The sequence below is a fragment of the Staphylococcus sp. HMSC072B07 genome (assembly GCF_001815505.1).
Taxonomy (GTDB): domain Bacteria; phylum Bacillota; class Bacilli; order Staphylococcales; family Staphylococcaceae; genus Staphylococcus; species Staphylococcus simulans.
This window is the reverse complement of the sequence record NZ_KV820902.1, coordinates 140262-160438: the sequence shown is the minus strand read 5'-3', so window position 1 is coordinate 160438 and position 20177 is coordinate 140262. Positions and strand designations below refer to the sequence as shown.

17 protein-coding genes and 1 pseudogene are annotated in these 20177 nt (G+C 36.4%); 3 read left to right on the top strand and 15 right to left on the bottom strand.

Annotation, left to right across the window (positions count from 1 at the left end; all coding sequences use genetic code 11):
- Positions 1-7: 7 nt before the first annotated feature.
- Entirely contained in the window at positions 8-1504 is a 1497-nt protein-coding gene (locus HMPREF3031_RS04275) for a tripartite tricarboxylate transporter permease (RefSeq protein WP_002480148.1), read from the top strand.
- A 95-nt stretch (positions 1505-1599) separates the two neighbouring features.
- Here the strand turns inward: HMPREF3031_RS04275 and HMPREF3031_RS04270 are convergent, their stop codons facing one another.
- Positions 1600-2214 carry a hypothetical protein gene (locus HMPREF3031_RS04270; RefSeq protein ID WP_070724631.1) on the bottom strand — a complete coding sequence of 205 codons (615 nt, stop codon included), beginning with the start codon at positions 2212-2214 and terminating at the stop codon, positions 1600-1602.
- A 353-nt stretch (positions 2215-2567) separates the two neighbouring features.
- Between HMPREF3031_RS04270 and HMPREF3031_RS04265 the strand changes: the two genes are divergently transcribed.
- On the top strand, positions 2568-3140 hold the full coding sequence (locus HMPREF3031_RS04265; RefSeq protein ID WP_002480150.1) for a hypothetical protein: 573 nt from the start codon (positions 2568-2570) through the stop codon (positions 3138-3140).
- Between the two features lie 241 nt (positions 3141-3381).
- Here the strand turns inward: HMPREF3031_RS04265 and HMPREF3031_RS04260 are convergent, their stop codons facing one another.
- The 13 genes and pseudogenes from HMPREF3031_RS04260 to HMPREF3031_RS04200 form a co-directional block, all read right to left on the bottom strand.
- A complete protein-coding gene (locus HMPREF3031_RS04260; RefSeq protein WP_002480151.1) occupies positions 3382-4452 on the bottom strand; it encodes an NAD(P)-dependent alcohol dehydrogenase in 1071 nt (356 codons plus the stop codon).
- Positions 4442-5956 (bottom strand): xylulokinase, encoded by a 1515-nt coding sequence (gene xylB, locus HMPREF3031_RS04255; protein ID WP_180363384.1) that lies wholly within the window; start codon positions 5954-5956, stop codon positions 4442-4444. Before xylB ends, HMPREF3031_RS04260 begins: the two co-directional genes overlap by 11 nt.
- 15 nt (positions 5957-5971) lie before the next feature.
- A complete protein-coding gene (locus HMPREF3031_RS04250; protein WP_002480153.1) occupies positions 5972-7261 on the bottom strand; it encodes an MFS transporter in 1290 nt (429 codons plus the stop codon).
- Between the two features lie 67 nt (positions 7262-7328).
- Positions 7329-8351 (bottom strand): LacI family DNA-binding transcriptional regulator, encoded by a 1023-nt coding sequence (locus HMPREF3031_RS04245; RefSeq protein WP_002480154.1) that lies wholly within the window; start codon positions 8349-8351, stop codon positions 7329-7331.
- A gap of 193 nt (positions 8352-8544) precedes the next feature.
- Positions 8545-9702 carry an N-acetylglucosamine-6-phosphate deacetylase gene (gene nagA, locus HMPREF3031_RS04240; protein ID WP_070684264.1) on the bottom strand — a complete coding sequence of 386 codons (1158 nt, stop codon included), beginning with the start codon at positions 9700-9702 and terminating at the stop codon, positions 8545-8547.
- Positions 9703-9725: 23 nt separating this feature from the next.
- On the bottom strand, positions 9726-10103 hold the full coding sequence (locus HMPREF3031_RS04235; protein ID WP_002480156.1) for a PTS sugar transporter subunit IIA: 378 nt from the start codon (positions 10101-10103) through the stop codon (positions 9726-9728).
- A gap of 21 nt (positions 10104-10124) precedes the next feature.
- Complete coding sequence (locus HMPREF3031_RS04230) at positions 10125-10955, bottom strand: PTS system mannose/fructose/sorbose family transporter subunit IID (RefSeq protein WP_002480157.1); 831 nt, start codon at positions 10953-10955, stop codon at positions 10125-10127.
- Positions 10942-11838 carry a PTS mannose/fructose/sorbose/N-acetylgalactosamine transporter subunit IIC gene (locus HMPREF3031_RS04225; RefSeq protein ID WP_002480158.1) on the bottom strand — a complete coding sequence of 299 codons (897 nt, stop codon included), beginning with the start codon at positions 11836-11838 and terminating at the stop codon, positions 10942-10944. The genes HMPREF3031_RS04230 and HMPREF3031_RS04225 overlap by 14 nt, the downstream gene beginning before the upstream one ends.
- A gap of 17 nt (positions 11839-11855) precedes the next feature.
- A pseudogene (locus HMPREF3031_RS04220) lies at positions 11856-12335 on the bottom strand (PTS system mannose/fructose/N-acetylgalactosamine-transporter subunit IIB).
- Positions 12329-14122, bottom strand: a complete 1794-nt coding sequence (locus HMPREF3031_RS04215; RefSeq protein ID WP_002480160.1) for a glycoside hydrolase family 35 protein — start codon at positions 14120-14122, stop codon at positions 12329-12331. The pseudogene HMPREF3031_RS04220 and the gene HMPREF3031_RS04215 overlap by 7 nt, the downstream one beginning before the upstream one ends.
- Positions 14123-14149: 27 nt before the next feature.
- Positions 14150-15265, bottom strand: a complete 1116-nt coding sequence (locus HMPREF3031_RS04210; protein ID WP_037556115.1) for an SIS domain-containing protein — start codon at positions 15263-15265, stop codon at positions 14150-14152.
- Positions 15266-15327: 62 nt separating this feature from the next.
- Positions 15328-16041: a GntR family transcriptional regulator gene (locus HMPREF3031_RS04205; protein WP_070724630.1), complete on the bottom strand. Its 714-nt coding sequence runs from the start codon at positions 16039-16041 to the stop codon at positions 15328-15330.
- A gap of 190 nt (positions 16042-16231) precedes the next feature.
- Positions 16232-17143, bottom strand: coding sequence for a DUF5655 domain-containing protein (locus tag HMPREF3031_RS04200; protein ID WP_002480163.1), 912 nt, complete (start codon positions 17141-17143; stop codon positions 16232-16234).
- A gap of 601 nt (positions 17144-17744) precedes the next feature.
- On the opposite strand from HMPREF3031_RS04200, the gene HMPREF3031_RS04195 reads away from it, so the two are divergent.
- Complete coding sequence (locus HMPREF3031_RS04195) at positions 17745-19043, top strand: UbiA prenyltransferase family protein (RefSeq protein WP_002480165.1); 1299 nt, start codon at positions 17745-17747, stop codon at positions 19041-19043.
- 185 nt (positions 19044-19228) lie between these two features.
- On the opposite strand, the gene HMPREF3031_RS04190 is transcribed toward HMPREF3031_RS04195, so the two are convergent.
- Positions 19229-19807: a DUF805 domain-containing protein gene (locus HMPREF3031_RS04190; protein ID WP_002480166.1), complete on the bottom strand. Its 579-nt coding sequence runs from the start codon at positions 19805-19807 to the stop codon at positions 19229-19231.
- Positions 19808-20177 lie beyond the last annotated feature (370 nt).

Below are 20177 nucleotides of genomic sequence, written 5' to 3'. Positions count from 1 at the left end.
GAGCAATATGGGAGATATCAATACGTTCTTAGAAGGTCTCACAACTGCCTTTCATCCTATGAATTTATTATGGGTGTTAATCGGCGGATTTTTAGGGACAATTGTAGGCATGCTGCCGGGGTTAGGTCCAGCGACCGCAGTCGCAGTGTTAATTCCTGTGACATTCGGTATGGAACCTGTCAGTGCCTTGATTTTAATGATTGCGATTTATTATGGCGCGATGTATGGGGGATCGCGTAGTTCTATTTTACTGAATACACCAGGTGATGGTTCTGCGATTGCGGCTACTTTCGATGGATATCCTATGACTAAAAATGGGGAAGCGGGCAAAGCTTTAACGATTTCCGCAGTCGCTTCACTCATCGGTGGTATTGTGGCAGTTGTCGGGTTTATTGTACTCGCCAAACCGCTATCAGATTTCTCGCTTCAATTCGGACCACGTGAATACTTTGTATTATTCTTATTTACATTATCGACGATTGTCTCATTATCTATTGGTAAAATGGTCAAAGGTTTTATCGCTACTGCGATTGGACTCATGGTCAGTACAGTCGGCGTCGATTTACAAACAAGCGTTTACCGCTTCACCTTCGATATTCCACACCTAAGTGAAGGGATTAACTTCTTAGTTGTGATTATCGGTGTCTATGCGGTGGCAGAAGTGCTGTATAACTATATGCATCTAGAAGCATTGAAGCCGCCTGATGCGAAATTAGGATCAATGAAGTTGACGAAGACGGATTGGAAGCGGACATGGTGGACTATGTTAAGACAAAGCCCAATTGGATTCGTTATCGGTGTCTTACCAGGTGCTGGTGGTTCTATCGCTTCTATGTTGAGTTACTCTACTGAGCGGCAAGTGAACAAGAATGGTAAAGACTTTGGTAAAGGTGCGATTGAAGGGGTTGCGGCACCTGAGGCGTCTAACAACGCTGCTTCAGTCGGTGCACTGATTCCATTACTTACGATGGGTGTACCTGGTTCAGGAACAACCGCTGTTATTTTAGGTGCAGTTATTATGTTAGGTTTACAACCTGGTCCCTTACTTTTTGAAAATGAACCAGAAACCATTTGGACACTTATTAACAGTATGTTTATCGGTAATATTTTCTTAGTGATTATCAACATCGCACTCATAGGTGTGTTACTTAAGATTTTACGTACACCGCCTAAAGTACTTTATCCAATTATTTTAGTGTTAGCTTACTTAGGTACATACACTTTAGGTTATAGTGTTGTAGATTTCTATATTTTATTAATCTTTGGTTTATTAGGTTTAGGTTTAAAACTTTTAGACTTCCCGATGGCTCCGCTCATCTTGGCAGCTATTGTCGGATCAGATATGGAACAGAACTTCCGTAAAAGCTTAATTACCAGCAATAATAATGTGTTCGATATTTTCTTCGGGTCACCGATCAGTATTGTGTTGACGATTATGACAGTACTTTCATTAACATATCCATTGATAATGAAGATGGTGAAGAAGCGGAAGAAAGCAGAGTAAATGAAAGGCAATGATTTAACATTTTGAAAAACACCGTATAAAGCAGACACTTAAAAAGTGAAAACTTTATACGGTATTTTTTATGTTATCAGTTTTTATTCTTTATCATATTTCTTTGCGTTATATTTCTTATATTTATCGCCATCATTTTTATCTAATACCTTTATCAATGCAGGTCTATAAAGCTTATGACTATATCGCTCTAAACCAAATTTAGTTATACCATCAATGAACTCTCCAACAGTTACATCTAAATTGATTTTTGATCTTACAACTATATTTTTGTCGCAGCTTGGTTGATCGTATTGATTTTTATATATTTTGGCACTCTTATCAAATTTTCTATATTTATCAACTAAATCTTGATTAATTTTCATAATTTCTTGTATATCTTTATTAGATTCGTCTATATGATGACTCATCATTAAGACCAAGTTTTGTAGATGCATATCATACGCATTATAATCATCTGCAACCTCACTTAATATTTCATTAGTCGTTTGTCTATTTAAATTCGACATATCAAATGTAAGTTGGTTATTGCTTATTTTGGCTACTTGAAACACCAAAATATCTAGCATACTGACTAAATCATTTCTATAAGCCACTTCTTGTTCTCGCTTTTGTTTTTCAAACTGCAAATTAATACCATAAATTGTAATGACACATGTTGTAATAGCCCCGATGATTGCTGAAATAATTTCTACCATTTATACCATCTCCTAAACACTAATCTTCTTTTTTAGTATTACACAATATCAAACGTTTTGATATATTATTTACAAAAAAACAAGAAATAATGTTTCAGTTTGAAAATTTAGCATTTCTATTAAAGGTTCATGCCCTATAATATAATGATTTCTAATAAAGTAGCTGGCTCTCTCTGCTAACTGACAACAATTCTTACTACTCCTTCAATTTTTTATGTTAAAAGTCGATATTTACATTATATATTTATGTTAATTTTTATTGAATAAATATTAAATATATATATTGTTATTATTTAAGTGATATTATTGGAATGGGATGTTAGGGATGTTTGCTAATAAACGGAGGCCTAACCATGAATTTTAAAAAAGTTGCTTTCTCACTTTCTGCTTTAACTGTATTATTCAGTGTAACAAGTCAAACTTATATAGATGCTGTTGAACAAATATCTAGTGAAAACGAATCCTCAAGCTTTTATACTAATGAAGAATTAGATATGGAAGGTTTAACTAGGACATTATCTGCTATTGAACACATGCCAGACTCTGTTATTAATGAAGGAAAACCCGCAATTGAAAACTACTTAAATGAACAAGGAGTAGGTGTTCAAACTTACGGAGCAAGTGTCAGTAATTATGCAGCTTGTACAGGAGCAATAGGATATGCACTTGTCACTAATTTTACACCTGCTAAAATCGCAAAAGTAAAGTCTGCTTTAAAAGCTGCCGGGGGCACATTAACGTTTGTTAAGAAGATGTCTGGAGCATATAAACAGTTAAGAAAACTTGGTCATAGTAAACAAAGCGCTGTTAAGAACGCCGCAGCACAAGCTGCAAAAGCGGCTGGACCAGATGTTAAAGAAGCTTTATTAGATTTCTTCGGTATCGCAACAATTGTAGGCGCCTGTGCACCTATCTTTGAAAAATAAAACTACTGAGGTGAATACCACTTGAATACCAAAAAGAAAGAAACACTTTATCTCATAGGATTCGTTATAATTTTGATTGTTTTATTCTTGCCTATCAGCACATTCATTAAAGCTGTTGTAACTATAGTATTATTAGTGTTGGCAGTAATATTAAGGTTTTTTGTTAAGAATAATGATGAAGACAGATAGTTATAAAAATAGCCTCGTCCGCTTTTTTGGACGAGGCTATTTGATCTTTATATTAGTCTAAGAAACCGTTAGGATAAACCATCACTTTTAATGAACCTTGTTTGTTGTTGAGTGCTCTTTCTAATGCTGCTTTTGTATCTTTAAGTTCATATGAATCTGTAAACATTGAGTCTAAATCTGCGTCTGTATTGTTTAACATTTCAATACCCATTGGATAAGTGTTTGCGTAACGGAAGACACCATAAATATTTAATTCACGGTTACCAATGAATGGAATGTTTAAGGCAATTTCCTCTTGTTGTGGTAGGCCAACGATAGATAAGCTGCCGCCTACTGCTAGAGATTGTACAGCTGATTGTAGTGCTGCTGGATGACCTGCTGTTTCAAAGGCATAGTCTGCACCTTTACCATTTGTAATTTCTTGGATACGTTTTACTGGATTTTCTTTAGAGATATTAATTGTTTCAGTCGCACCAAGTTTTAACGCTTCTTCTAAACGAATATCTGCTAAGTCAGTCACGATGATACGTGTCGCACCAAATGCTTTAGCTGCCACAACCGCCATTAAACCAACTGGACCCATACCTGTAATTACGACTGTTGAACCTGGTTGAACTCCTGCACGTTTACAAGCTTGAATACCTACTGAAAATGGTTCGTTTAATGATGCTTGTTCATAAGATAATGAATCTGGAATTGGGAATAAGAAGTCTTCTGGATGTGCAATGTACTGTGCGAATGCACCATCAATCGGTGGTGTTGCTAGAAACTCAACATCTTGGCATAAGTTGTATTGCCCTTTTTGACATTGTTCACATTTACCACATGGTACACCTGGCTCTACTGCGACTCTGTCACCTACTGAAAACTTCGTCACATCTTCACCAACTGCCGCAACCATACCGGCACATTCGTGACCTAAGATTAATGGTTCTTTGACAATGAAATCACCGATTTTACCATGTTCATAGTAATGGACGTCAGAACCGCAAACACCCACTGCCATCATTTTAACTAAGACTTCCTTCGGTCCTAATTTAGGTACATCGACTTCTTTGATTTCAATATCGAATGGTTTATTTAATAAAGCTATCTGCATTGTTTCAGGAATATTATTTGTCATCTGTATAACCCCCGTGATTTTGTTGAATTGATAACAGATCCGCTGTCATCTGTTTCGTATTTTGATAAACGTCTTGATACACTTTGAAGTAACGTTCATAAATTTTATGTTTTTGTGTATGTGGTTTGAATGTCGTGTCGTATTGAATAAAGGTTTCCACACAGTCTTTTAATGAATCGAACCAACCAACACCATATGCAGCTAGAATTGCTGCGCCCATACTTGGTCCTTCTTCGTGTTTTAATTTCTTAACTTCTAAGTTGAAGACATCTGCTTGAAGTTGTAACCAGAAATCACTTTTAGCGCCGCCGCCAATTGAAGTGATGGTGTGGATCGCTGGATAAAACTGTCTGATATAATCTAATGATTCATAAAGCGAATACGTGATGCCTTCAATCACTGCACGTGAGAAATCTACACGTGTTTGTTTACCACTGATACCGATAAAGCTGCCTCTAATTTTTGCATCGCCATGCGGTGTACGTTCTCCCATTAAGTAAGGCGTGAATACTAAACCATTCGCACCTGGTGATGAACTTTCCGCATCTTTCGTAATGTCTTCAAAGCTTTGTTCTGCATAGAAATTACGTTTATACCAGTCTAAACTGAAGCCTGCAGCAAGCGTAACCCCCATCGCATAAGAGATATCCGGTGTGACATGTTTAAAATAATGAATATTATTTTGATAATCACTATAGTCTTTCTGACAAACAAGTACTACACCAGACGTACCGATACTGCACATCGCATCTCCTTCACCGATAATACCGGCACCGAGTGCACCACATGCATTGTCAGCGCCACCCGCAATCACTTTTGTTGAAGTTGGTAAGTTTAATTCTTGCGCTATTGTTTCAGTTACTTCACCCACTACATCTGTTGAATTAACGAGTTCTGGAAGTAAATGTTTAATCTCATAGTACGTGCTTGTTTCTTTATCCCACGCTTCACTTTCACTGTTGTAAAGCAGTGTACCGGATGCATCAGATTTCTCCATTTGAACCTTGCCAGTTAATGCATATCTGGCATAATCCTTTGGAAGAATAAATGTTTCAGCTTTCTCAAAGTGTTGTGGTTCATGTGCTTTCACCCATAATAATTTTGGTAACGTGAAGCCTTCTAGAATAGGATTGCCCAGTAATTTATCTCCGAACTGTGCTTTAATTTCATCACATTGTTCAGTATTTCTAGTATCGTTCCATAAGATTGCCGGGCGAATAGGATGATTGTCTTTGTCTAATAACACTAAGCCATGCATTTGGCCTGAGAAAGACATGCCTTCTATTTGGTACTGACTGTCGTCTAACTGATCTGTCAGTGTTTGAATTGCTTGTTTTGTTGCTTGTACCCATTCATCTGGGTTTTGTTCACTATAACCATTTTGCGGTTGTGAAATACTGATAGGTTCACTGCTTGATGTCACAATCGAACCTTGTTGGTCAACCGCAATCACTTTAACTGAGCTTGTTCCTAAATCTATACCTAAAACAAGTGGTTTCAATATGTTTCATCTGCCTTTTTAAATATTTACATTATCCGGTTTAGGTTGGATTACTTTACGTGGTTTTTCTTTTAATCCTGGTTGATGTACTTTGATGAAGTACGTCAATACAGCACCAAAGAAGTATAATAATGCGAATGCCCATACCACACCGATTTCATTGAAGACTGGTAATAATACTGTCGCAATCACAGATGGTAAGAAGTTACTTAAACCAGCTGCTAAGTTATGTGAAGATAATGTTGCACCAATATGATTTGGTTCTAACGCTGTGAAAATCGCGAAAATCGGAACGAATGCTGATTGTGTAATACCAAATAATACAGCACATAATACGCCGATCAAGAATACGTCTCCGCTAATCATCGGTAAGTAATAGAATGTCAGTGTTGTGATACCGCAACCGACACAACCGAACCACATGACTTGGCGTTTCCAACCGATTTTGTCTGCAGTAATACCCCAGAATACGTCACCAACAATACAAGTGACGTGCATTGTACCCCAGATCCATAACCATTGTTGCATCGTAAAGCCGATTTCATCTGTAAATAAAACTGGGAAGATAATCACTAATCCAAAGAGTGATAGTTGGTTAATAATTCTTACAATGAATACTTTAATAATTTCAGGGTTCTTATAAACCACACCGATATCTTTAAGCACCTTCTTATAACGATCACTTACTGCTAAATCTGCGTTAGGTTTCACATTGTCTTTACCTACTGCGATATAAGCAATAATACCGCCAATCATAATCCATACGATAGATAGCCATAGTGTTCCCATGAAGCCCATATATGGAATTGTAAAACTTGGTAAGTATGAACCTACGACACCCATACCTACTGAGAACATCGCCCAGAACCAACCGATTGCAGTCGCAAGACGTGCTTTATTTGTAATGTATGTCACCCATACTAAGAAACCGTATAAGAATAATGGATATGCGATACCTCTGATACCGTACATCAATAACATCATGTTGTAATTTTCAACTTGCAAACCAAACGTCAAGAAGAGTACATGGAAGACAATCCATAATACAACACCGCTTGTCATTACTTTTCTTGGTCCATATACGTCAGATAAGACTGCCGCTAACCATGAACCTACTACTACCATCACACCATATACCGCAAAGACTAATGATGCTTGGCTTTTGCTGAATCCAATGTCTACGATGTATTTAGACAAGAAGGCTTGTTCAATACCGTCTCCTGTCATAAAAATAAAGATTGCGATAATACCTAAGAATACAACTGTCGGTATTCCCATCCATAACTTTCTATTTTTCTCTATCGTCATTATAGATTTCCCCCTCATTTATAACTAACTTAAACGTTTAAGTTTGACGTTAAGAAAAAAGAACGAACTAGCGTTCATTTTTCTTAGCGCACGATGCTCTTATGGCTAAATGCGTCGATAACTCTACCGAAGTTGCAGGTTCATCGTTGTTCATTTCAATGATTAGTTGTGCTGCACATTCACCGAGTTTACTTGCTGGTTGTTCTACGACCGTAATGGCTGGTGAATATATTTCGTTCCAATGACTATTATCAAAACCGATAAATGAAATGTCTTTGCCGATTTGAATATCCAGTTCTTTAAAGGCTTGTAACGCACCGATCATCAATAAATAGTTCGTTGCGATTAACGCACTTGGCGCATCTTTTGAAGTCAGCCATTGCTTAGTCGCAAGATACCCGCTTCTTATCTGAGCCTCAGTCCCCAATTTATCATCACTAAAACTCATTAAACGCGCATCAACTGTTAACTGGTTATCCATTAACGCTTGTTCATATCCTGCTTGTCTATGGGTAGTTGTACTGATATTAGGATTTGCCAATAAAATCGCAATAGACGTGTGGCCTAAGTCCAATAAGTGTTTAGTTGCTTGGTAACCCGCTGCCTGGTTATTCACTGTGACACTTGGCACATCACTCGCTTCTATCGTTCTGTCTACTGTCACAATCGGTGTCTTTTTCCATTCATCTTTTAATGTCAGGTGCGACGAAACAGGTGCTAACACAATCGCATTGACACGTTGCTTCACAAATAAATCTATCAGTTCGTTTTGTCTTTGTTCACTTTCTTCTGACGAAATCACAATCACTTGCAAGTTGTGTTCTAAACACACTGTAGTTAAACCGTTTAAAATATCCGTAAAGAATGGGTTTTGGTCAGGGACAATAAAGGCAACTAAGTTACTCTGGCCGCTTTTTAACTGACGGGCATACGTATTTGGTTGATAACCTAGCGACTCAACAGCTGCTTCTACTTTCGCTTTCGTTTTTTCGCTGACTTGTCCTTTTTTACCATTCATCACATTTGAAACAGTCGCTACAGAAACACCTGCTGCTTTTGCGACGTCGTGAAGTGTTGGATTATTGTTCATATTGATTACTTCCTTAAACGTTTAAGTTAAAACTGATTCTTATTTTAATGTATCCTAGTATAAATGTAAAGGCTTACATTTACAAAATACAATAAACCCGGCTCCTATGACTACTTAGGAACCGGGTACTGTGATGATTGTTGATGAATCATCTTATATTCACTAGGGGGTTGGGGTTTTATTGGATTATTTTTTAACTAAAGGCATGGATTTTTCCTTTTTTAATGGCAGTCAGAACGTTGATGTCTTCATCTACTAAAATGAGGTCTGCATCTTTGCCTGGTTTGATACTGCCTTTTTGATTATCTATTTTGAGTGCTTTCGCTTGGTTCAAACTCGTTGTTCTCCATGCGTTTTCTAAAGTGTCACCTGTAAAATCAAGTAAGTTTTTAAGTCCTTGATTCATTCTTAATATACTACCCGCAAGAGAACCTGTTTTTAATCTTGCTTCTTTTCCTTTCACTACGACAGTTTGGCCGCCAAGGTCGTATTCGCCTTCTGACATACCTTTCGCGCGCATCGCATCTGTAATCACATAAAAGTGTTCATTGCCTTTCATTTTATAGGCAATTTTAATAGATGCCGGATGAGAGTGTACACCGTCTACAATCAATTCTGTACTTAAATCATCATTCGTCCAGGCAGCACCGAAATCACCAGGGGCACGGTGTAAGAATGGTGTACCTGCATTGTATAGATGAGTAATGTGTTTTGCGCCTTTGGCTACAGCGGCATTGACTTGGTCGAAGTCTGCTGTCGTATGGCCGATAGAGAAGATAATCTCATCTTTAAATGCTTCTAACATAACATCAGCACCTTCCACTTCGGGAGCGAAAGTGAGAATTTTGATATTATGATCTGCTGTTTCTTGGAAATGTTTCAGTTTCTCAACACTTGGTTGTTGCACGTAGGCTGGATTTTGTGCACCGATTTTATGTTCTGAAATAAACGGTCCTTCTAAATGGATACCGACAATTTCCGCAGCATTATAGCTGTTTTGTGTTGCTTTATACGCAACAATTGATTCTAACGCTTTATTAATATTTTCTTCAGATTGTGTCATTGTTGTCGCTAAGAAAGAAGTAGTCCCTTCGCTTAGTAAATTCTCAGCTAAGTGTTGCAACCCTTCAACAGACGCATCCATCGCATCATTGCCATATCCACCGTGGATATGAATATCTATAAATCCTGGAAGTAAGATTTTACCTTCCGCATCATGTTGAGTAAGCGGACCTGTATACACACCACTTTCGACTGCTTCAATTTTACCGTCTTTAATATGGACATATCCTGATTCAATCACTTGATCTTCACTGTAAATCTTAGCGTTGCTAATTACATATTCTGACATGTTTCTACCTTCTTATTCGTAATCTATAATAATAAATCGTTTACTTTCACAATATACTCTTTCGTTTTTCCAACGATATCTTGTGCTTCTCCTAAGAGTTCACCATTTACATATGCGACAATCATTGGCAAGTTCATACCAGCATATAAATCAAACTGCTGACCTTGCATTAATAATTTAGCCGCAACATTGGCAGGTGTCCCGCCCATTAAATCCGCAAAGACTGTAAAGCCGTCTTCTTTGGCCATTTCCGCAAGTAATTTTGCTTGGAAGTCCTCTGCACTTTCTTCTGGTAATAACGGGACAGGAACGATATCAGGTTGTTCACCTAAAATCATTTCTGCACTTTCTTTTAAACCTTCACAAAATGCGCCATGACTGATTAATATTAATTTTTTCATCTCTTTGTTTCCACCTTTGAATTAAGCTTTACCGATAATGCCTAATGCAGATAAGATAATTGATACAACTAATACGATAAAGATGGCTTTAGTTGAACTCATTTTATTGCGTCCAAGTAACCAGTAAATCGCTAATACGATACCAAGTGGTAATAATTTAGGTAAGATCATATCGATATTGTTTTGAACATCAATTGTCAATTTACCGATGTGCGGCATCCAAGCGAACTTCACTTTAATCATCGTGGCGACGAGAGCTCCGACCGTGAAGACCCCGAGCAATGTAGCTGCGTTCGTTAAGTTCTCAAGTCTGTGTTGCATTGTCGTAACAAGGGATACCCCTTCTTTATACGCGAATTCTAATTGTTTCCATCTGAATACCATAACGGCGATTTGAGCTGCTAACCAGATAAATGCGCCGATCGGGTTACCGTTGATTGCCATGTTGGCAGCTAAGGCACCGAAGATTGTCGGGATTAATGAGGCAAAGATTGAGTCACCGATTGCGGCGAATGGTCCCATTAAACCAACTTTCAAACCTTGTACTGAGTCTTTAGCTTTTACTTTTTCTTTCTCTTCCATTGCGATATCAATACCCATGATGATGGTATTGAAGAAGTTACTTGTGTTAAAGAATTGTGTATGAGTTTTCATCATTTCTTTAAGTTCTGGTGTGCCGTCGCCATAAATCTTTCTTAATTGCGGAAGGATAGTATACAAATAACCAGAGGCTTGCATACGTTCATAGTTCCACCCTAATTGATAGGCAAATAAGCTACGGCGATTGATTTGATTAAAATCTTTTTTGGTTAATTTATAAGATGTGCCGTTTTGATTATTAGAGTTCGTCATCCTCAATCTCTCCTTCGCTGTTATTATTCTGAGCTGCGCCACCATACTGCGGTACTGGACGGCTTTCTGATGTACGTTTGTATTCAATTGCCGCAAACGCGAAACCGATCAATGCGATACCTAACATTGATAAACCAGTGAATTTAATACCGAAGTGTTTATCTAAGCCAGCTACTGCTGTACCAAGTCCAGTCATACCATCAAATACAGTTACGAATAATGCTGTTAATACGAAACCTAAAATGAAGTATGGGAAGTGTTTTTTAATAGGTAGATAACGTAAAAGGATTGCGAAACCTACAGCTGGTAAAACGGCACCGGCAACAGTTAAACCATCACCTAACCATTTCAAATCTGAGTTCAAGTAATTTACAACGGCTTTAACTACGCCGCCACCAAAAGCTAATGCTAAGAATACTGGAATCATTCTTGATAATGACCAAGGGATCATACCGTATAAATAGTTTCTTTCAATTGCTTTGTAATCAAATGATTCGATTTTCGCATCGATTCTATGCGCAAAGAATGTGTTAGCAAAACGTGCTAAGATATCTGTTTGAATCATTAAGCTCGCAACTGGCACGGCCAATGTTGCTAAAGCTTGTTGCGGGTTCATTCCAAGTGCTACTGAGAATGCGACCGCAAGTAAGGTACCAGAGTTGGCATCAATTCTTGATGCACCCCCGAATGTCCCTACACCTAAAATCGTTAATTGCATACTACCGCCGATAATCAACCCTGTTGTCACATCGCCCATAATCAAACCGGCGATTAATCCCGCAAATACAGGTTGGCTTAAAGATGAATAAATTTGGATTTCATCTAGGATTTGATACCCTGCATACAAGGTTAATAATAAAATCTGCCACCAAAGTATTTCCATGTTGTCTTCACTCCTGACTATCCCTTAATTAATGTCATAAAATCTTCTGCTTTATCGTTTGGAACCATTTGAGCAGTTATCTTAACGCCTTTTTGTTGAATTGCTTTAAAGTCGTTAATATCTTTATCCGTTACATTGATAGAACGGGTAATAGACTTTGTTTCATCTGTTTGAGACATATTACCTACGTTTAATACATCAAGGTCAACACCTTGATTGATCAGTTCTAAGAAACGATCCGGTTTCTTCGCAATGACCATTAAGCGTTGTGAATCGTATCTGCCTGCTAAAATATTTTCAGCTGCTTTTGCTACAGGCAAGACACTTAAACGCACACCAGCAGGTGTTGCTAATTTCAAGCCTTGCTTGTCAATTGTGCTTTGAGCGACTTCATCATCAATTACCATAAAACGTGTGATATTCAGTTTCGTTGCCTATAAGTTTGCGACTTGACCGTGAATTAAACGGCCGTCAATTCTGTTTGCTATAATCATGATGTTCTCTCCTTACGTTTTGAGGCTATATATTGAGGTGCTTGTAATAAGCGGATTTCCTCTGAGTACTGTCCTTCTGTTTCGAAAATAATGATTTCATTTTGACCTTGTTTCAATAATGCACCTGGGATATACAAAGAAAGTGTCGGGCCTATGTTCCAGTAACGACCTATGTTAAAACCGTTCACTAATACAACGCCTTTACCGAAACCGCTTACATCTAAGTAAGTACTTTCAGGTGTTTCTATGTCAAATTGATATCTGTAGAAACTTGGTTGGTCTGCTTCCCATGCTTGTTCAAAGTGCTTGTCTTCTAACAAGTCAAAATCAATATCGAATTGTTCCCATTGTTGTACAAAGTGCAGATCTTGCATCAAACCTTGACCAAGACCTTTACGTTGTGTCGGTGCGACGAGTTTATAACCATAATTGACACGTCCCATATGTTCGACTAACACATCTGCTTGAACGACAGGTTGTTTTAATGCCACTTCAAACTTGTCACCGATTTCTTCTTGATAGGCGGTATAAACTTTTTCATTGTCTAAGAACAATTGGACACGGTCTCTCGCATCCACGATTCTTAAATACTCTTGTCTAGTCGCTCGTTTCAACTGTGTACGATAAACCATGTAACCATAGCCTGTTCCAGCAGTCTCCATAGATTCTGGATAGAAGCTTTCGCTGTGATGGCTGATGTCGTCTAGGATGTTAAACAAGCTGACTTTATCAGTTAGCGTGATATGCTCTTTAGCCATCAACGGTTTCACTTTCGGTGTTGTTTGTTGAATTTCTGGATGAAGCTTGTGTACCAGCTGTTGAATTTTGTAGTACTTCACGGTTGGATTGCCTGCTTCATCTAAAGGCGCATCGTAATCATAAGATGTCACTTGTGGTAAATCGATACGTCCTCGTGCAGAACAACCATTCCAAAATCCGAAGTTCGTGCCGCCATGAAACATGTAGAGATTAATGGAACCGCGTTTTAATACTTCACCGATTTCATCAATCAATTCATCGCTTTGACGTGTAATAATGCGGTCGCCCCAGCGGTTGAACCAGCCATCCCAAAATTCCATACTCATTAACGGCCACGTTTTGCCGAATTGTTGATGGAACTTGTGCAGGTTGTCTAAACGCTTTTGGGATTTCGAACCGAAGTTGCCTGTCGGTATGATGTCTGCTTCAGCGAGACTGCCGGCCTCTAGACATTGTTGCCATGAGCCGTCTGACGTGAATAGCGGTACTGTTACACCGCGGTCTCGCATCATGCGGGCGAGTGCACTGAGGTAGGTCTTGTCTTCACCATAAGAGCCGTATTCATTTTCGACTTGCATCATGAGGATGGGACCGTGATGGTCGATTTGAAGCGGCGTTAAGATTTCAAATAAGCGGTCGTAATAACGCTCCACATACTCTAAGAATTGCGGATCACGCGAACGCACACGTAAGTTTGGTTTTGTTAACAACCACGCTGGCAAACCACCGAATTCCCATTCTGCACAAATGTATGGAGAAGGTCTGATGATGACATAAAGACCAATAGCTTCAGCCGTATGAATGAAACGTTTAATATCTTTCGTCCCAGAAAAGTCGAACTCACCTTCAACGGTTTCGTGAAAATTCCACGGTACATATGTCTCAACGGCATTAAAGCCCAAGGCTTTCAAGTTGTACAAAGAATGTTCCCAGTCTTCAGGCAACACTCTGAAATAATGAATCGCACCTGACAAAATCTTCAAAGGCTTTCCATCTAACATAAATTCTTCTTCCACTGTGAATTTACTCAACAAGCTCGCCTCCTTGAATATTGTGTCTTAAGCTTCAAATGGATAAATCGTGACACCTTTAACGACACGGTTGATAAATCCATTTGGACTTGGATTATCTGGATTCAATCCTAATTGAACAGATTTATAAAACGCTAATAACTGTCCGAAAATCAAATACGCAAGCGTCAACTCTAAATCACTGTCATGTTCAGCATTTGGGAAAGTAAATGTGAATGCATCATCACTTGTTTTACCGTCTAACACTAAGATTTGATAGTTACGTTCTGGCATATCGATCTCATGAATCACATCTGCTTCATAACGACGTTGATAGTCATTTGCGCCTCTCAACATGATGAATAATGCATTGTCATTCAAACCAGCTTTAGGACCGTGTCTGAATCCAAGTGTAGTTTCTTTCGCAATTTCAATCGCTCCTGCAGTCAACTCGTTTAGTTTCAAGCTGACTTCTTTGGTCAACTCACCTTGCATGCCTGTGCCGGCATAAAAAATTTTCTTGAACGGTTGCGCTGCAACTTCTCTTGCATGTGCATCAATCCAACTGAAGTTCTGTTCGACACGTTTAAAGTAAGCTTCATCGATTTCTTCTGAACTGAATAATAAGCAAGCTGCCAATAACATCGTTGAGAAACTTGATGTCATTGCGAGTGATTTATCATTCGTTTCATCTGGCAAGATAACTTTGAATGCATTCTCAGTATCTGCGTAACGTCCTAAGAAGCCATCTTTATTGTTTGTGATGAAAATGTGATAAACGTGTTGTGACAATTGGTTAAATAATTCTACTGTGCCTTGCGTTTCAGGGCTGTTACCTGATCTTGCGAAGGAAACCACTAAGTATGTTGTTGCATCGTCGATATATGTGCCCGGATTTGTCACAAAGTGTGTTGTCGGTACAGATTCAAAGCTCCATTTCGGGAATTTATTATTATCCACGGCCAAACGCGCAATGTCGCCGACATATGCACTTGAACCTGCGCCAGTGAAAATAACTTTAAGCTTGTCAGTCGATTCATTATGTTCAATGGCTTCAATGAATCGTTTGAAATCCGCTGAAACATCATTCACAATATCGAAAGTTTTCTTCCACACAGAAGGTTGTTGTTGTATTTCTCTATAAGTATCTGTTGTCTTCAAAATGATTCTACCTCCTACTATGTTGTTATGTTGTCATAACCAGTTGTATTATGAATACACAGAGCTTAAAGCAGCTGCACTGTGTATTTGTAATTATTACCACCTGCATAAGATTGCGTATACTCAATGATTTCACCTTTAACGTAACTGACACGTTCAATGAACATACAACTTGCGTTAATGCTTTCATTCAATAAATCCGCAATACTCTTATTCAATTTAATCGCACTTAAACTTTCATATGCATTATCAATCTGAATATCATAATACTGATCTAATGTTTCATAGAGTGAGTGATGGTTAAAATCGAATTTATCCAACCCTTCACATAATATTACTGGTAAATATGTAATTTCATAAATCATCGGCTGGTCATTTGCGAGCCTTAAACGTATTAAACGGTACACTGAGTGAAATGATTTTAAGCCCATTTTCTCTTGTAAGAATGGCGTCGCATCAATACGTTCCATACTGATTACTTTCGTACTTGCCTGCTTTCCATTCTTCTCAATCTCATCTTTGAAACTATAAAGACTGTTTAACACTTGTGTATAATGATTTCCTAGTACAATCGAGCCCTTTCCATGTTCACGTCTGATCATTTGTTCCTGTTCCAAACGATCCAGTGACTCACGAATCGTAATACGACTCACATCATACAAATCACATAATTTTCTTTCAGATGGTAATTTTGTTCCTTCCTCATATTCACCGTTTACAATCCGAGTCTTTATATCTTCATACACTTGGAAGTATAACGGAGCTTTAGAGTTATTCATTTTTATCACCTCTGGTTATAACCACTTTTATTATAATTGAGTTTGTAAGGGCTGTCATTACTTTTTTTGAAAAAAATCAATTTTTCTTACCCTATTAAAAAAGAGAACTGCTGAATCATCAACAGTTCCATCCTACTATCAATTGCCTATCATTTTAACACATGTACATCACTAATATACGTACCATCAACTAGTTATTCTCATAACTCGCTTCAATGAATGCCTTAGCCTTCTCTAAATCTTTTTTATTTCTAAGTGTTAAGGCGACATTACCAGTTCCGTAATGACCAATATGTGTCATATCTTTACTAAATCCTGCTTCCCATTCTATATCTGTCGTGTCTATTCTGACATACATAAGAATAATACCTTTCTTCGGCAACATTTCAACACACACAAAATTTTTAATACGTTTGAATGCACCATAGAACTTTTGCGCTTTAAACTGCACGTCATCCCCTAAACTCATAACATAGTTATATAAATCATCATATAACTGTGTTAGTTCATCTGAAGCTAACTCGATATTTATTAAAAACAAGCTTTTATGTCTCTCTTTATGATGACTTGTCGATTGTACAGCTGGTTTCACTTGTGGTGTATTCACATTTACAAGTTCTAATAATAAATAACGATTATCATAATAGCTGTATCGATATAACTCAATATTACGATCAATCAATTGCACCGCATGTTCATCATACTTAGTAAAGTTACCAGCGATACAAACCAAACGTGGATTCGACCAATCAATCTCTTCAGATGCTGTTCTACCTAGTTGTTGCATTACTTTCATTTGAAATTCACCTTTATGATCAAGCAACCAATCTAAATAAAATAAGCCTTGGTTAATCACATTTTCATTAGTCGTACGTTTATATTCAATAATCACAGGTACATTATTTTCATCAATGCCTAATGTATCTATACGTCCGCCATGTCTTTTTCCTGTTGTATACTCACTTGCGAGAAATTTAACTCCTAAAAAAGTCTCCAAATGATTCTCAATCATCGTTTGAAGTTCCTTCTCAATTGTCACTGATTGCCCTGTTAATTCCCTTACATCGTCACCATTCACATCAAATAATTTAATATCAGCCATTTTCACGTCTCACCCTTATGTATATCTTGATAGTTTTCTTTTTTATTTTACTATAAGTCATGTAAAAACAGTGAGTTAACCAATGATTTTATATACCTTTAAAATCATCACTAAAACAAATTATTATTGTTTGTTATAATTATTAAATAACAAGAACTTTTGAGAGGTGATTCTATGAAAGGGATTGTGAGATTCATACTATTCTACATACTAGCCTTGATTATTTACAACTCGATGATGTTTATCTTCGACAGAAAGGTGGACTTAGCTGATGCCTTCCTACTTCCTTTAGTGGTTACCTTAATTATGTTCCTTGTATTTAAAACCAAAGGAGATCAGTAGCTTTGTCGTGAATTAAAGAGCGTTTAGTAACTTGATATCATCCGTTAAAAAGAACTTAATACTAAAAATATGACAGTAACTAATAACAAACAAGAAACAACAGACTGATAACCACCGATAAAAACAATATTTTAAAAATTAAACTGAACACCGTCATATTTTTGTAGTAAAATAATACATATTAATATATTGACCGCTATGCATTTCCAAAAAATAGAAGTAAATGTTGCTGTCATGATTTGATCGGAGGAGTCATCTTATGAACAACAACTACAATAATATCTATGAATTTAATGAAAATAATAAGCAAAAGGACAAGATAGAGGTATTAAATAAGTTAAGCCGCATAGAATTACTAGACTTACTTCTATCTTATTTAAAGTTATCTAGTGAAAATAATATATTCAAAAAAGAACAGCACGAATTATTACTCAAAAACAATACTCAAAAACAAGAATTACTAACCAATTTAGACAACGTTTATAATTCGAAAAAAACAGAGCTGTATAGAGAATATATGGCAGCTCAAACTAAAAGCGAAGTAGACGCTGTCAAAGAACATCTTAGTCTACCAAAACAGTTGGTATTTGTACTCATGTATATTACAAGTATATTTATTTCTTTTATGATATTATACTTAATTTTCGATTTTAGTGCTGTTCAATCAGATATCGCAAAGCATGGATTGATTATCAGCATAGCTAACGTCATTGCTATCTCAACTATAATAATGTCTTCTAAAATAACAGATGACATTAGAAGAGATTTCATACGTATGATTTGTTTGTTTTTTAGTTTCTGTATCCCTGTATTTACTGCATATTTATATAGAGAAGCTATTTTTAGTTCATTCACTTCTACACTTTCAACATACTATTATTACTTTGTTTCATTAATTGTTTCATTGGCAGTCGGGTTGATTATTTTATCTTTACAACATGTTATCTTTTTTACCAAAGATAATTACAATGTAAAACCCGATATCAATAAAGATAAAAATAAAACATACGACTTTTTTTCAGATACCTCTCTTAAACAAAGGTTAGGTATCGATAAACAAGAAAAGTTAATAATAGAAAATCATCGCTTGTTTGAACAAAAAATAAAAGATAAAACTAAAGAGTATGACATCATGACTAACAGTTACTTAAATATATTAAAATCCTATATTCCATCTTCATTTATTGATAAGCAATCTTTATTTTTAATAATTAAAGCACTAAAAGATGGATACGCCAGAAATTGGCAAGAAGCTATTATATGGGCCCGTGAAGAAAGCAGACATGCTGAAACACAAGAAAATTTAAACATTATATTTAACTCTATAGAAAGAACTAAAGAAAAAATAACGGAATACCAAAAAGAAATAAAGGCACAACACGAGATCCAAATGACTTTTATGAAAGATATCAACCAAAATCTTCTTATTAATACTGATGCTTTAAACACAATGCAAAAAGATCTCGATTCAAAGTTCAAAAAACTTCATAGACAAAACAATAGTATAATCAGTGATGTCAGTTATATTCAATTTCAAAATTTATTTTTAAGAAAATAGTAACAATTTACAACTTTAATATGATAAAAAAGACAATAAACCAGTAAATGATAAAGAACAAGCAAAGATTGAACAATTCCTAAACCAAGAAAACATTTATATTATGGCATTTGAAAAATTAAAAATATCGTAAATAAAATCCACCTCCATCACTTTTAAGAAGCATTTGAGGTGGATTTCTTGTTTTATAACGTCTTTGAAAATGACTTAACTTCTTGTTTCTCTTCAGGCTTTGGTTCAACTTTATCTTTACGATATTTATTATTCACAACTTTGCTTGGTAACAATGTAATTACAAAGCAATAGATACCTAATCCAAGTGTAACCGGTATAAATGAAATATGAATAATAAGCATAATTACTGTAATAAAGTTTGGATGACCTGTACCAAACTGATTGAATGTTAAATCCGGAAGATATGGAATAGTCATTGACATAACCACAAAAAGAATCGGGATGAACATTGATTTTCCATTATCATGAAATCGTCTTACTAATAAAGAAAGTAAAGGAATAAATAAGACAAAAGAAAGAATAAACGTAAACATTGTCAGAATGAACATACCTGCCATTCCCGCAAAATACATCATTCCAGAGACATACCCTAGAAAACTGAAAAAGCCACCTATTGTAATTGGTGTAGTTAAGATAGCTACCCATGCGATCGTGTACCAATATTCTTGCCTTGATGTACATCCTTTAAAATTAAAATAGTTTTTCCAAAATAACCCGAAACACTGACCAAAACTTGCTTGTTCTCTCATGCTGCACCGTCCCTATTTGATTTGGTTATAACAACCACTTTATTATACTAAAGAAAGTTGAATTAAATCTATGTAATTTTGAAAAAGTTACTATAAAAAGCCAGATAAACTAAAGTCATAATAATAATGAAATCGATAAAGCTATACTTCGTGTCAGAAACAAGAAGGATGTTTTTAACTATATAGTTATCCTTAGTATACGGATAATGTTTCAAAAATTTGGAAACAACTATATACAGGTACTTAACAACCACATAGATCAAACTTACTACAACCAACAGCAATAAGAACCTCAACATAAATATCTTCCTCGTTAGTAATATTTATAAAACCTTATTATGTACTCATTATCAAAATATCATATTATTTT

Excerpts from the sequence above, each read along its gene's own strand:
- HMPREF3031_RS04260 (WP_002480151.1), bottom strand. The coding sequence starts at position 4,452 with ATGACAAATAATATTCCTGAAACAATGCAGATAGCTTTATTAAATAAA.
- HMPREF3031_RS04250 (WP_002480153.1), bottom strand. The coding sequence starts at position 7,261 with ATGACGATAGAGAAAAATAGAAAGTTATGGATGGGAATACCGACAGTT.
- HMPREF3031_RS04195 (WP_002480165.1), top strand. The coding sequence starts at position 17,745 with ATGAACAACAACTACAATAATATCTATGAATTTAATGAAAATAATAAG.
- HMPREF3031_RS04225 (WP_002480158.1), bottom strand. The coding sequence starts at position 11,838 with ATGGAAATACTTTGGTGGCAGATTTTATTATTAACCTTGTATGCAGGG.
- HMPREF3031_RS04275 (WP_002480148.1), top strand. The coding sequence starts at position 8 with ATGGGAGATATCAATACGTTCTTAGAAGGTCTCACAACTGCCTTTCAT.
- HMPREF3031_RS04200 (WP_002480163.1), bottom strand. The coding sequence starts at position 17,143 with ATGGCTGATATTAAATTATTTGATGTGAATGGTGACGATGTAAGGGAA.
- HMPREF3031_RS04230 (WP_002480157.1), bottom strand. The coding sequence starts at position 10,955 with ATGACGAACTCTAATAATCAAAACGGCACATCTTATAAATTAACCAAA.
- HMPREF3031_RS04205 (WP_070724630.1), bottom strand. The coding sequence starts at position 16,041 with ATGAATAACTCTAAAGCTCCGTTATACTTCCAAGTGTATGAAGATATA.
- HMPREF3031_RS04190 (WP_002480166.1), bottom strand. The coding sequence starts at position 19,807 with ATGAGAGAACAAGCAAGTTTTGGTCAGTGTTTCGGGTTATTTTGGAAA.
- HMPREF3031_RS04265 (WP_002480150.1), top strand. The coding sequence starts at position 2,568 with ATGAATTTTAAAAAAGTTGCTTTCTCACTTTCTGCTTTAACTGTATTA.
- HMPREF3031_RS04235 (WP_002480156.1), bottom strand. The coding sequence starts at position 10,103 with ATGAAAAAATTAATATTAATCAGTCATGGCGCATTTTGTGAAGGTTTA.
- HMPREF3031_RS04270 (WP_070724631.1), bottom strand. The coding sequence starts at position 2,214 with ATGGTAGAAATTATTTCAGCAATCATCGGGGCTATTACAACATGTGTC.
- nagA (WP_070684264.1), bottom strand. The coding sequence starts at position 9,702 with ATGTCAGAATATGTAATTAGCAACGCTAAGATTTACAGTGAAGATCAA.
- HMPREF3031_RS04245 (WP_002480154.1), bottom strand. The coding sequence starts at position 8,351 with ATGAACAATAATCCAACACTTCACGACGTCGCAAAAGCAGCAGGTGTT.